Here is a 12,758-nt window from a genome sequence, read left to right on the forward strand (position 1 = left end):
GGTTAAACGCCCTGCCAGCCGATCAAGGCTTGAAACTCGTCCCGGGCGTCTTTGCGTCCAAACCCCGGCGCCGGAGTTTGCAGTCCACTCATGGCGTTTTCGCAGCGCCGCCTTGCGTCACCCTGAAGCTCCGGCACAGCCTTTGCAACGTCGCGCATTTCACCGATATCGCCGTTACAGTGCAGGACGATATCGCAGCCGGCCTCGATGATCTTCCGCGAGCGTTCCTCGAAACTGCCGCCAAGCGCTTTCATCGAGATATCGTCGCTCATCAGGCACCCGTCAAATCCGATCTCGCCTCGGATGATGTTCTCTATCACCCTATTGCTCTGCGTTCCCGCAGTTTCTGCATCGATGTCAGCGTATACAATATGGGCCGTCATACCCAATGACACGTGGGAAAGGGCCTTGAACGGCCGGAAATCCACGCTTTCCAAAGAAGATTTGTCCGCGTCCACCCTTGGGAGCTCCAAATGGCTGTCGACACGGGCCCTGCCGTGGCCGGGAATGTGTTTTATCACCGGCAGCACGCCGCCCGCGACCGCCCCATCGACCATGGCCTGACCCAGCTTGGCGACCACCTCCGGATCAGAGGAAAACGCCCGGTCGCCGATGGCATCAACGGTGTCGGGAAAACGGATGTCGAGGCACGGCAGACAATCTACTGTTATGCCGACCTCCCGCAGATCGCTTGCGATCAGACGGGCACCGAGCCACGCCGCCCGCAACGCCTTGTCCGCGTCCTGGTCAAAAAGGTCACCATAGAGCTTCGGCGCCGGATAAACGGGCCAGTGCGGCGGCTTGAGCCGCTGGACGCGGCCGCCTTCCTGATCCACCAGGACCGGTGCATTTTCACGGCCTACAGCCCTTCGGAACGCAGCCGTCAGTTCCCTCACCTGTTCCGGCGCCTCGATGTTCCTTGCGAACAGGATCAATCCCCAGGGGGATTCATTCCGAAAAAACGCGATTTCATCGGAAGTGAGTGTCGGGCCGGAGCATCCGGAAACAAAGGCTTTCGTCATCCTTCCGGCTTAGCCGCAGCCGGGGGACCCGTCAAGAAACGCCGGTCGCGGCCCTTGCGCCCATCCGTCAATGTTGCAATCTAGTCGCCCAAGCCGCTGACACGATTGGAGAGATCAATGCGCGCACGTCTCGATATTCCGGCCGGTACGCTGCACCGGATTTCCCATAGATCAGAGATCCTTGGGCGCAACCGGCTCGGGGACAGCGAAACGCGCGAGATCGTCGTCTATACGCCGCACGGGCATGATGGCAGCGACCTGCCGTTATTGGTGGATATCGTCGGCTTTACCGCCGGCGGACCTTCGCATGTCAACTGGAAGAACTTTGGTGAAAACGTTCCGGAACGCCTCGACCGCCTCATCCACGACGGCGAATTGCCGCCGGTCGTCGTCGCCTTTCCGGATTGTTTCACACGCCTCGGCGGCAACCAGTATATCGACAGCCTCGCCATGGGGCCCTGGGGGACATGGCTGACGACGGAAATGCTCGAAGTCGTCGAGGGCCGGTTCCGGTGTGGCGGGAAAGGCAAGCGCGGCATTTTCGGCAAGTCCTCCGGCGGTTACGGCGCCATCATCCATGCGATGAAATATCCCGACGTCTGGTCGGCAGCGGCCTGCCATTCCGGCGATATGGCTTTCGAGCTCTGCTATCTGCCGGAAATGCCGAGCGCTCTCAGGGCAATCACCAAGGCCGGATCGATCGAAGCCTTTGTCAAGGATTTCGAAAAGGGTCCGAAATATCCCGGCAATTCGCTCCATGACCTCATGACCCTGGCCATGGCGGCGACCTATGACCCTGATCCCGATCCGGACGTCTTTTGCGGCATTCGCCTGCCGGCCGACCCGGAAACCTGCGAGATCATTGAAGAACGCTGGAATGCGTGGCTGGAATGGGATCCGGTCCACATTGTCGATCGCTACCTGGATGCGCTGAAAACCATGAAGGGGCTATGGATCGAATGCGGTGACGTGGACCAGTACAATCTTGTCTACGGCGCCCGCCGGCTGCACCGGAAGCTCAAGGCGGCAGGCGTCAGACATGTCTATCAGGAATTCAACGACAACCACTCCTCGATCGACTATCGCCTGGACGAAAGCCTGCCGTTCCTGGTCGGGAAGCTGGCGGAATAGTCCGGCTCATCAGGCCGGCCGGGCCCTTCGGAAGGGTTTGGGCAGCGTCAATACGGCGCCGCCGGCAATGATCAGGAGTGCGCCAACGGCCGCGGCGGGTGCCGGCACTTCACCCCAGAAGACGAACCCGAAGACCGCCGACAGGATCACCGAACCGTAATAGACCGGCGCCAGGGTTGCGGCCCCTGCCCGCCGGTAGGCCGAGATATTGAGCGCCTGACCGATGATTGCCAGCGGACCCAGCCAGGCGAAAGCGATCAGCGATTGCAAGGAAATGCCCTGTGCCGCGATCAGCCACACAACCGGACCCGTCAACAGAACCGCGGCAAAGACATTCACATAGGCAAGTATGGTGACAGTGCTCTCGCGCTGCGCAAGGTAGCGTATGATGAGAGCCTCGCAGGCCATGAAAGCAGCCGCCATGAGCGCGGCGGCAATCCCGCCGACAACGTGGTCGCCATAGGTGCCGCCGGCATCTGCCGACTGCACGACCAGATAGGCGCCGCAAGCGCAGAGCGCGCCCGCTGTCCAATGTCGGCCGGTGATTACCTCCTTGAGAATCAGCCCCGCCAGCGCGATTGCTATGATCCCCTTGGTGAGACCGATTGCGGTCGCATCCGCAAGCGGCAGGACGCTCGCGGCATAGATTGAGCTTCCCAGGCCGCCGACCCCGCAGAACGCCCGCAGCAAATGCAGTTTCCACAAGGAACTGACACGGCTGTGGAGCGACACCCGTCTGACCGCCGCAACCGAGACGATCGTTACCGCGCCTCCCAGAAACCGCAGCCAGACCAGAACGGCGACCGGCAACAGGCCATCGGCAATCTTTCCGGCCGCAAATATCGGCGTGAATGCCATCATGCCGGCCACGGCAAGGCCTAGCGCCAAAAGAGTGTTTTCCGAACGCATGTGCTCGTTGATGGGGGGCATTCGCGTTTTCTCCAGGGAAGAGCTGCAGCTTTTCATTAGCAGCAACCGGGCGCTCTGTTCAGACGGCAAAATCCAATGCCGGGTATGTGTTTTCGCATGCCGTTGCCCCGATCTTTGCACATTGGTATAACCGTCCGCATGAACTGGGATGATCTCAAACTCATCGATGCAGCGGCGCGCCACAGATCCTTGTCCGGCGCGGCCAAGGCGCTGAACCTCAGCCAGCCGCAATTGAGCCGGCGCCTGAAAGGCTTTGAGGAGCGCATCGGTGCGCGGCTCTTCGACCGGACACCGACCGGCCTGAAACCAACGGAAGCCGGCGCCAGGCTTATCCCCCTGGCGGCGGAAATGCGCCAGAAGGCCGACGCAGCCGCCAGGGTTCTTCCCGATCTTGCCGGAGCTTCGCTGAAGGTCGTGCGGGTTGCCGTCGATGAAGTGCGCGCCAGAGTGCTCACGGACCGGTTTGCCGATCTGACGGCCAAGCTGCGGGGCGTTGAGCTGGAGATCATTTCCAGCCATCTGCACGCAAATCACCAGACCCGCGGCATCGAGCTGCAGATCCGCAACTGCCTGCCGGAAACCGACACGCTGATTGCCCGCAAGGTCGGAGATCTTGCGTATGGCGTCTATGCATCGAAGGACTATCTGAGAAGCCGCCCTGAAATACTGACGCAGGATACATTCCAAGCCCATGACTGGCTGGGTTTCGCGCCCGACGATCTCTGGTATCCGTCGCACGTCCAATGGATGGAAGACAGGAACATCGCCCGGCCCAGGATGCGCACCAACACCATGACAACGCTGATGAACATGACCGCTGCCGGTGCAGGACTCGCGTTGCTTCCGTGCTTCATGGCGGATATGCATCCGGATCTCGTCGGCATCACGGGGCCGTTGCCGGAACTCACCAATCCGGAACATATCATCGTCCACAGAGACCTGCGGCGGGAGCCGGCTGTGCGCAGGGCAATTGAAGCGATCGCTGGCGTCTACAGGGATATGTCACGCCTCTTGAACGGCCGCGAGCGTCCGGGCAACGTCATTGCCGCAGAATGAAAATGGCCGGAATTTCCGGCCATTCCTCAAAATCCGCAACGAATTCGGCTAGTGCTGGTGATCAGGGCTGCCTGCGGACAAAACAGTCGCCGCCCGCCCCTTTCAGGCTTTCGCACAGAGAGATCGCTTCATCACGTGATCCCGTCGGGATGCGCGCACGGTAGAACGTGCCCCGGTCGCCCAAGTCGGCGGAGACGATCACGGCCTCGCGGTTTCCGAGGATGCCCGGGAACCGGCGCTGAAGACCGGAATAGGCGTCGCTTGCGGCTTGCGCGGTCCGTTGGGAGGTAACCTGAACAATATTCGTGCCGGACGGAATGCTGCCCGTGGAACTTGCCTGGCCGGCAGGGGCCGTCTCGGCGGGGGCATTGGCTGGTTGGGTCAGGTTGAGGGGCGCGTTTTCCTGGGCCGATGCTGCCGGCGTGGCCGTCTGCTCAGGCGCGCGCGCGATCTGGACCGGAGCTTCCGGCTTCTTTCGCGGTAGAATGGATGGAACCGGCGCCGCCGGCTCGCTCACCTGAGGCTCCGATGCGGCTGCCGCATCCTCTGCCGTTTGTTGTGTCACGATCGCAGGGGTCGACGTCACGGTGGGCTCGGGAGCCTCCAGAGGCGCTTCGGCAGACGTTGCCGGGGTAGCTTCTGACTCTGGCAAGATCGGCTCTTCCGGCGCATTTTCCGTGACGACCGGGGTCGTGGGAACAACGCGAGGTGCTTCCTCTGTTGTTGAAGGACCGGGCGAAGTCAGCGGTGCCGCCGTCGATGTATCTGTCGCGGGAACCGGCTGCTCGCCTCCGGAAATGATCGTTCCATCCGGCCGGACGACCAGCGTCCTCACCTGTCTGGGCGAGCCCGGAACGAGACCCGCATCGCCGTTCGCCTCAACCGGCGCCGGCGGCAGTTCCGCAGGTTCTGGCGACTCGGGAACGACCAGACGTTCGGGACCAGTGGAGCCGTCGACGCGGTCGTAGATCAGTTTTGCCGTCTGGCTGTCGGTGTTCGCGGCCGCAGTCTTTTCAGGATAGACCTTCAATGGATCTTCCAATCCGCTGATCACCGGCGGAGGACCGCTTGGGACCTCAACCGAGCCGCCATCCAGCAGCAGGAACGCACCCGCGCCCAGGACGGCAACGCCGAGAACGCCCGCAGCCACGAATACGCCACGCCGGGATCTTTGGCCTGCGTGCGGAATCGCGGCTCTTTCCGCGGCCGGATGCGGCGGAAGGACGCCTGCGCCGCTGAGGCTCGGATCGCTTTCCTGCATTGCCCGTGCAACCGCATCAAGGTCGTAGCCTTCCGGTGGCGGAGGCGTTTCGTCCTCTTCCGTCTGGGGGACGGATCGCGCGGCGGCGGGCCAGGTCATGTCATCGATTTCGGGCGTCGAAACGCGCTCATTCCGAACCGCTGGCTGCGCGGATGCCTGTGCAGGCTTGCGATTTGCCGGATCCGGAAAATCAAGGTCGGCAAAAAGCGAATCAATTCCGTCCAGATTGCCATCCTCAATGTCAGCTGCGTCGTCCGCTCCTGTGTCAGGCTCGCCGGGATTCAGTGCAGCGAGAAAATCGTTTTCATCGATGGTCGGACGTGGACGTCCCGGGGCCGATGTGGGAGCAGCGGTTTGATCGGCTCGCGGCTGCTGAGGAACAGCGCCGACACTGGCGCGCCAAACGCCATGCTCAACCGGAGGAGCGGGATATTCGGACCTGGACGGAGCCGTATCGATTGAAGTTGCCTCGCCAGCCGGTTCGCCGTCCTGCGCCCGGTGAGTTGCAGCGTCATATCCATAACCGTGCTCGTCATGGCCGGTTTGCGGATAGCTGCTGAAAACATCGCCGTGTTCTGCGGGGACGCTGACTTCCTGGTTCTCTTCCGCGTATCCGGCGTCGTCGGCCGTCTCGTGCACGGACTGGCGCATGGCTCCGATAAGCTCATCCTCGAGCTCCGCAGTCAGATTTTGCTCCAGATCCATCGCGACTGACGGCTCCAGCCTCGTGACACCGTCATCCGACGGCGTTGCGGCAGGCGCTTCAGCTTCCGGTTCAACAGACCGCTCGCGGGACTGTGCCTCCGGTGTCTGATAGCGCATGACTTCCGTCTGCCTCGGCCAAAGCGAGGAGACGTTCGCACCGCTGGTCGCGGCAAAGCCGCCGGAAGCCGGGATGCCTGCCTGCGGCCTCGGAGCCGGATGCGACGGCTCGTCTCGGGCCGGTGCTGCCTCACCATAGGTTCCGCGGGAAAGCGTGTCTTCCGGTGCTGGTGTTTCCAGGACTGATCGTTCCTGTTCCGGACTTTCCGGGGCCGATCTCGGCTCTGAGAAGGTCGGCTCGGTACGCCTCGGGGAAGGTTCTGACGACGTGCGCGGTTGCGCGGCAACATCGTCCAGTCCAGCAAAATAATCGGTACTGCCGACTCGTCCCCTGCTCACATGCGCCCCCGATTGCTTGTTCTTGTGGACAATACGCGCCAGTTCAACCAGTGGATCCTCAACGGTTGGCCGCTCACGGCCCCGATCTTCTCGAGACGCATGCAAATCAGCTCGCTTTGTTTCGTAGTCTTCCGACATGAGTTTTACGAAAACCGGTCCCGTTGAGCCGCGTCCCCAAGCCAATTGCGGCCTCGCGGCATTGATAATCTCTTAGCGCATTTCTTCAGGAGCATTTACGCCGAGAATCGATAGACCTGAAGCAAGCACCAAAGATATTGCACGAACCAATGCAAGACGTGCTAGGGTTAATTTGGCGTTACCGGCGTCAATAAAACGTAAATGCGGCATTTCCTTGCCTCTATTCCAGTGGCCGTGCAGAGAACTTGCCAGTTCATGGAGATAAAAGGCAATTCTGTGCGGTTCATGTGTATCCGCCGCCGCCTCCACCACTTTGGGCCATTCCGCCATCTTGGCGATCAGTTCCAGCTCGCCGCTGTCGGCGAGCAACGAAAGATCGGCTTTTTCAAGCTCGTCGTCATCAAGCTTTGCATCACCAGGTTCCAGTGCGGCCTGGCGCAGGACCGAGCAGCAGCGCGCGTGACCGTATTGGACGTAGAAGACCGGATTGTCCTTTGACTGCTCCGTCACCTTCTTGAAGTCGAAATCCAGCTGCGCATCGTTCTTGCGGAACAGCATCATGAACCGGACCGGGTCTGACCCGACCTCATCCACCACCTCGCGCAGGGTGATGAAATCGCCGGAACGCTTGGACATCTTCACCGGCTCGCCGCCCCGCATCAGCTTCACAAGCTGGCAGAACCGGACGATGACTTCCGTTTCCCCACCCGAAATCGCCTTGCCGACAGCCTCCAGACGCTTGGCATAGCCGCCATGGTCCGCGCCGAGTACATAGATGGCTTCCTGAAAGCCGCGTTCGAATTTGTCCTGGAAATAGGCCACATCCGCCGCAAAATAGGTGTAGGAGCCATCCGACTTTTTCAAGGCCCGGTCCGTATCATCGCCAAAATCGCTTGCGCGGAAGAGTGTCTGCTCCCGGTCTTCCCAGTCCTCCGCGACCTGCCCTTTTGGGGGTGGCAGCGTGCCCTGATAGACAAGACCCTTTTCCCGCAGACCTTCCAGCATGCGATCTATCTTTGATCCGCTTTCGCCCTTGCGCTCATGAAGGGACTGTTCGGAGAAGAACACATCGTGCCGGACGCCAAGCGCGGCCAGATCTTCCCGGATCAGATCCAGCATGGCGGCAATGGCCCGTTCCTTCACGATCGGCAGCCAGTCGCTCTCGTCCATTGCTTTCAGGCTGTCGCCGAATTCCTCTTTGAGCTGAGCGCCAACCGGTTTCAGGTAGTCGCCCGGATAAAGCCCTGCGGGAATTTCACCAATGTCCTCGCCGAGCGCTTCCCGGTAACGGAGAAAGGCACTGCGGGCGAGCGTCTCGATCTGCGAGCCCGCATCGTTGATGTAGTATTCCTTGACCACCTCGTTGCCGGCAAAGGCCAGCAGATTTGCCAGAGCATCCCCGACCACGGCCCCGCGGATATGCCCCACATGCATCGGGCCTGTCGGATTGGCGGAGACGTATTCGACGTTCACGCGGGGCGACGGCGTCTGAACGATTGCGCCGAACGCCTGCCGCTGTTTCAACACATCCGCCAGCACCCGCTGCCAGACGACCGGTGCGACCCTCAGATTGATGAAACCGGGGCCGGCAATCGAGGTCTCGATGATGTCCGGGTCTTCGTTCAGCTTTGCGGCCAATTTCTCGGCCAGGTCCCGCGGCTTCGATCCCAACGGTTTGGCAAGCACCATCGCGGCGTTGGTAGCCAAATCCCCGTGTGCCGGGTCGCGCGGAGATCTCGACCACAACGCGGGACAGGTCCGGAGCAGCTCCACTTTGGTCTTTGAGATCAAGACTGTATAGAGCGTTTTTGACGCGTTGCGTGAAGTCCGCAAAAATATTCATGGAGCACCGATCAGGTCTGGTCTTTCAAACACGAATGCCCCCGCGCGCAGCGAAGGCCAGATCTTCGGCGCCACAGGGCTTGTAAAGTCGATCAAGCGCCTACCCCAAATCCGGAGTGTCGTCAAACAATCTGCGATGCTCTTCAATCGCATACCGGTCCGTCATTCCCGCGATATAATCGCAGACACGTCTTGCGACGTCATTGTCGCTCAAGGTCTCAAGTCCGGCGTTCCAGGGGTCCGGCATCATGCCGGGCTCTGCGCGGAGCTTTTCAAACAGCTCCCTGACGACGCGCGCGACCACCCGGCGCACCGCCAGCACATCCTCGTGCCGATAGACCCGGGCGAACAGGAATCGCTTCACTTCCTTTTCCGCCGCCGCCATCGCCGACGAGAACTCCACCAGGCATCGTCCTGCCATCCGCACATCCTGCGCGCTTTGCGGGTTTGTGTCGGTGAGGTTGCGGACCGCCTGGCGAATCACGTCTTCCACCATGTGCGTGATCGACCGGCGGACGATCTCATGGATGCGCCGGCTTTCTTCCAGCCCGGGATAGCGGTTATCGACGTCTGCCAGAATGTCGGCCAGGAACGGTACGTCGCGCATATCGTCGATCGCGAACAGCCCGGCCCTGAGACCGTCATCCAGATCGTGCGCGTCGTAGGCAATGTCATCTGCAATGGCTGCGGCCTGGGCTTCCGCGCTTGGCCACGTATCCAGCAGCAAATCCTGCCGTTGCGCATATTCCCTGATGGCAAACGGCAACCGGCTGCCCTTGAATTTACCGAGAGGTGCGCCGTCCGGCCCGACCAGCGGTCCATTGTGCTTCACCAGTCCCTCAAGCGTTTCCCAGGCAAGATTGAGGCCGTCGAATTCCGCATAGCGCTGTTCGAGATGGGTGACGACGCGCAGCGACTGGGCGTTGTGGTCGAAGCCATCGAAAGGAGCCATGCATTCGTGCAGCACATCCTCGCCTTCATGTCCGAACGGCGTGTGCCCGAGATCGTGGGATAGCGCCAGGCATTCGGCGAGATCCTCGTCAAGGCGCAGCGCGCGCGCAAGCGAGCGCGCAATCTGGGAAACCTCGATCGTGTGGGTCAACCGGGTGCGGAAATGATCGCCCTCGTGATAGACGAAGACCTGGGTCTTGTGCTTCAGCCGGCGGAATGCCGAGGAGTGGATGATCCGGTCCCGATCCCTCTGGAAAGGCGTTCGCGTCGGACTTTCCGGTTCGGGAAAAAGGCGCCCCCGGGATTCAAGGGGGTTTTCGGCATAAACGGCACGCGATTGGGCTCCAAACCCGATATCCGGCCTCATCTGATTCCAGCCTTCGCTCACAGCACTTCCCCGTTGCCTGATATAATGCCGCCGAACGACGCGCATTGACGCGGGCGGCTTGCAAACATACTTATCTGAATAAATCAGATTTAGCGCTCTTGACCTGAGCCAGAGCAATGCGAGTCGGCAAGACATGACCGAAACACTTGAAAACCGAGTAACAGTCAGCGACCGCGCTGCCAAGCGGATCGCGGCAATATTGTCCAGGGAACCCGCCGGCAGCATGCTGCGGGTCAGCGTCGAAGGCGGCGGGTGCTCGGGGCTGCAATATAAATATGACGTGGTCGGCGACCGCGAAGACGACGATCTGGTGATCGAAGCGCCGGGCGCAACGGTGCTGATCGATTCCATTTCCCTGCAATATATGGGCGGGGCGGAAATCGATTTCGTTGATGATCTGATCGGCCAGTCCTTCCAGATCGTCAACCCGAACGCAGTGGCAGGCTGTGGCTGCGGAACCAGCTTCACCATCTGATCCGACAACCGGGATTTTCCCTTCTCAGCCGGCTGCCCCGGCTTCCCAGCAGTCGAGGCAACCTCTTCGATGAAAATCGCTACCTGGAACATCAATGGCGTCAAGGCCCGGATCGACACGGCCCTGGAATGGCTGAAGGAGGCTTCTCCGGACATAGCCTGCCTTCAGGAAATCAAGTCGATCGACGAGAATTTCCCGCGGCAGCCGTTCGAGGACCTTGGCTACAATGTTGAAACCCATGGCCAGAAAGGGTTCAACGGTGTCGCTCTCCTGTCCAGGCTGCCGCTGGAGGATGTAGAGCGTGGTCTCCCGGAAAATGAAGGCGACGATCAGGCCCGCTACATCGAAGCGGGCGTTTCGACCGCGGCCGGGCCGGTCCGCGTCGGCTGCCTCTATCTTCCGAACGGCAATCCGCTCGGGACGGAAAAGTTTTCCTACAAGCTGAAGTGGATGGAGCGGCTGATCGCCCATGCGGAAAGGCGGCTCTGTGAGGAAACGCCGTTTGTGCTGCTAGGCGACTACAATGTCATTCCCGACCCCATCGATGCGAAAAATCCGGAAAACTGGCTGGACGATGCGCTCTACCAGTCGGAAAGCCGCGAGAGGTTCCGCGCCCTCACCCACCTTGGCCTGACAGAAGCCGTGCGCGCCTGCACGGAGGCTGGAGATATGTACACGTTCTGGGACTACCAGGCCGGCGCCTGGCAGAAGAACAACGGCATCCGCATCGACCATATCCTGATGTCACCCCAGGCGACCGACCGGTTGGCCGGTTGCGGCATCGACAAGCATGTCCGCAGTTGGGAGAAACCTTCCGATCACGTTCCGGTCTGGGTGAAGCTGGCGGCATAAGCGACGGCCTAAAAGCTTACACCACGCAAGGGCCGACTGCTCTGCGCGCTATACAGGATTTGCGCAGCACGGGTTGCGTGATAGTCTTCAGCGAAATGGGATAACGGAGCGCCGCAAGATGTCCGCCAAGGCGACATGCGGACCTGAGACGCCGGCAACCAGCCAATTCGCCGGACAGGTACTGTCGACCCTCACGCACAAGTACTGCGCCGGACTGCTGGTTTTTTCAGCAACGCTGGCCGTGGCCGCGGCCGCTATGGGCCAGACGGTGCCCTGCACCTGCAGATACAAGGGCGAGGATTACGGTCTCGGGGATTCCATTTGCCTGAGAAGTCCGGATGGATTGCGAATGGCCACCTGTTCGATGATCCTGAACAACACGTCCTGGCAATTCAGCAATGCGCCCTGCCCAGTCACGAGTCCGGAGCCGCAGGACAGACCCGATCCCGACAACGCGCATCTTGTGACGCCCGGCGCAGCCGCCGGGAGAGACACAGCTCTCTTGAGACCGGCGCAATAAACCGCAGACCCCGGGAAGTTGCCTGATCCAGCCCGTTCGGCGTTCAGCGAAAAGCGAGGTCCTACTGGGAGGTCGTCAACTGTTGTGCGGTCTGCATGTCCGGCCGGTTTTTCTGGAGCCAGGCGTCGGCCAGCGAACGGGCCGTCTGCCTGATCGGTTCGGACGACAGCGCGAAATACTGTTCGTGCAAGTCGCGGATCCAGCCGGCATCCGAGCCAACCGCCTGATCCTGCGCCACTGTCATCCACATCAGGCCACGGGCCTTCTTCTTGTCAGACGTTCCAAGCGTGTAAAGGGTCTCGCCCAACCGTGCCTGCGCGCCCACATGCCCCTTCAGCGAGGCAAGATTGAACCAGCGGACAGCCATTCTCGTATTGCTGCCCTGATACATCCGGCCAAGTTCGTACTGGGCGTCCGCGTCGCCGAAATAAGAGGCTGCGTGCGTAAAGATCTGGCGCGCCCGTCCTTCGTCCTTGTCAACCGCCCCTTCGATACCGGTAAGGTAGTAGGAGCCAAGCGCAACAAATGCGCTGGCGACAAACGGCGCATCCGGTGCATCCGGCCGGTCTTCGCCGTGTTCGCGCACGATCTGGCTGTAATACTCGAACGCCTTGAGATCGTCTTCCTTGACGCCGTCGCCCTTGGAATACATCTCGCCAAGTTTCCAGGCGGCCATCGATTGACCGTTTTCGGCAGCGTATCTCAGAGAACTGATCGCTGCTGTCTTGTCGCCCGCGTAATACTGACGTGCTCCGGCTCTGAGGGCCTCGGTCGGGGAAAGGTTCGGCAGCCCGATCGGGTTGCCTGAAACCGGCTTGCCGTCGAACGCCGCTGATGGGGCCGCTGCGGTAACCATCAGCAAAACACCAAGCACCGTTGCAGCCTTGCCAAGACCTTGACGCATAACGTTCTTCGTTTCCATCCCAGTTGCACTATTATCCGCCGGCCACATGCTATCGCTCCGACGGTCGATCTGTTCGATCTCGTTGTCTGTTGGCGCCTTGCGCATTTTGGTATCTCTTCGACCCGCG

General features: G+C 60.9%; 9 protein-coding genes and 1 pseudogene. 4 read left to right on the forward strand and 6 right to left on the reverse strand.

Features of this window, described 5'->3' with window-relative positions; all coding sequences use genetic code 11:
• Positions 1–2: 2 nt before the first annotated feature.
• Positions 3–1,022 (reverse strand): beta-N-acetylhexosaminidase, encoded by a 1,020-nt coding sequence (gene nagZ, locus ON753_RS10470; RefSeq protein WP_265962459.1) that lies wholly within the window; start codon positions 1,020–1,022, stop codon positions 3–5.
• 117 nt (positions 1,023–1,139) lie between these two features.
• Here nagZ and ON753_RS10475 point away from each other — a divergent pair, with 117 nt between their 5' ends.
• Positions 1,140–2,153 (forward strand): alpha/beta hydrolase, encoded by a 1,014-nt coding sequence (locus ON753_RS10475; protein WP_265962460.1) that lies wholly within the window; start codon positions 1,140–1,142, stop codon positions 2,151–2,153.
• A gap of 9 nt (positions 2,154–2,162) precedes the next feature.
• Here the strand turns inward: ON753_RS10475 and ON753_RS10480 are convergent, their stop codons facing one another.
• Positions 2,163–3,083 (reverse strand): DMT family transporter, encoded by a 921-nt coding sequence (locus tag ON753_RS10480; RefSeq protein WP_265962461.1) that lies wholly within the window; start codon positions 3,081–3,083, stop codon positions 2,163–2,165.
• Between the two features lie 138 nt (positions 3,084–3,221).
• Between ON753_RS10480 and ON753_RS10485 the strand changes: the two genes are divergently transcribed.
• Positions 3,222–4,139 carry a LysR family transcriptional regulator gene (locus ON753_RS10485; RefSeq protein ID WP_265962462.1) on the forward strand — a complete coding sequence of 306 codons (918 nt, stop codon included), beginning with the start codon at positions 3,222–3,224 and terminating at the stop codon, positions 4,137–4,139.
• 61 nt (positions 4,140–4,200) lie between these two features.
• On the opposite strand, the gene ON753_RS10490 is transcribed toward ON753_RS10485, so the two are convergent.
• The 3 genes and pseudogenes from ON753_RS10490 to ON753_RS10500 all read right to left on the reverse strand — a co-directional run bounded on the left by ON753_RS10490 (position 4,201) and on the right by ON753_RS10500 (position 9,859).
• Positions 4,201–6,222 (reverse strand): SPOR domain-containing protein, encoded by a 2,022-nt coding sequence (locus tag ON753_RS10490; protein ID WP_265962463.1) that lies wholly within the window; start codon positions 6,220–6,222, stop codon positions 4,201–4,203.
• A gap of 549 nt (positions 6,223–6,771) precedes the next feature.
• Positions 6,772–8,542, reverse strand: a pseudogene (argS, locus tag ON753_RS10495) (arginine--tRNA ligase).
• A gap of 99 nt (positions 8,543–8,641) precedes the next feature.
• A complete protein-coding gene (locus ON753_RS10500) occupies positions 8,642–9,859 on the reverse strand; it encodes a deoxyguanosinetriphosphate triphosphohydrolase (protein WP_265967123.1) in 1,218 nt (405 codons plus the stop codon).
• A gap of 154 nt (positions 9,860–10,013) precedes the next feature.
• Between ON753_RS10500 and ON753_RS10505 the strand changes: the two genes are divergently transcribed.
• Both ON753_RS10505 and xth read left to right on the forward strand, forming a co-directional pair.
• Complete coding sequence (locus tag ON753_RS10505; protein WP_265962464.1) at positions 10,014–10,355, forward strand: HesB/IscA family protein; 342 nt, start codon at positions 10,014–10,016, stop codon at positions 10,353–10,355.
• 69 nt (positions 10,356–10,424) lie between these two features.
• Positions 10,425–11,207, forward strand: a complete 783-nt coding sequence (gene xth, locus ON753_RS10510) for an exodeoxyribonuclease III (RefSeq protein ID WP_265962465.1) — start codon at positions 10,425–10,427, stop codon at positions 11,205–11,207.
• 581 nt (positions 11,208–11,788) lie between these two features.
• Here xth and ON753_RS10515 read toward each other — a convergent pair.
• On the reverse strand, positions 11,789–12,631 hold the full coding sequence (locus tag ON753_RS10515) for a tetratricopeptide repeat protein (RefSeq protein ID WP_265962466.1): 843 nt from the start codon (positions 12,629–12,631) through the stop codon (positions 11,789–11,791).
• Positions 12,632–12,758 lie beyond the last annotated feature (127 nt).

Origin of the sequence: Roseibium salinum (genome assembly GCF_026240905.1) — a bacterium.
Lineage (GTDB): Bacteria > Pseudomonadota > Alphaproteobacteria > Rhizobiales > Stappiaceae > Roseibium > Roseibium salinum.

Excerpts from the sequence above, each read along its gene's own strand:
- ON753_RS10490 (WP_265962463.1), bottom strand. The coding sequence starts at position 6,222 with ATGCGCTATCAGACACCGGAGGCACAGTCCCGCGAGCGGTCTGTTGAA.
- ON753_RS10485 (WP_265962462.1), top strand. The coding sequence starts at position 3,222 with ATGAACTGGGATGATCTCAAACTCATCGATGCAGCGGCGCGCCACAGA.
- ON753_RS10475 (WP_265962460.1), top strand. The coding sequence starts at position 1,140 with ATGCGCGCACGTCTCGATATTCCGGCCGGTACGCTGCACCGGATTTCC.
- ON753_RS10500 (WP_265967123.1), bottom strand. The coding sequence starts at position 9,859 with ATGAGGCCGGATATCGGGTTTGGAGCCCAATCGCGTGCCGTTTATGCC.
- ON753_RS10505 (WP_265962464.1), top strand. The coding sequence starts at position 10,014 with ATGACCGAAACACTTGAAAACCGAGTAACAGTCAGCGACCGCGCTGCC.
- nagZ (WP_265962459.1), bottom strand. The coding sequence starts at position 1,022 with ATGACGAAAGCCTTTGTTTCCGGATGCTCCGGCCCGACACTCACTTCC.
- ON753_RS10515 (WP_265962466.1), bottom strand. The coding sequence starts at position 12,631 with ATGCGTCAAGGTCTTGGCAAGGCTGCAACGGTGCTTGGTGTTTTGCTG.
- ON753_RS10480 (WP_265962461.1), bottom strand. The coding sequence starts at position 3,083 with ATGCCCCCCATCAACGAGCACATGCGTTCGGAAAACACTCTTTTGGCG.
- xth (WP_265962465.1), top strand. The coding sequence starts at position 10,425 with ATGAAAATCGCTACCTGGAACATCAATGGCGTCAAGGCCCGGATCGAC.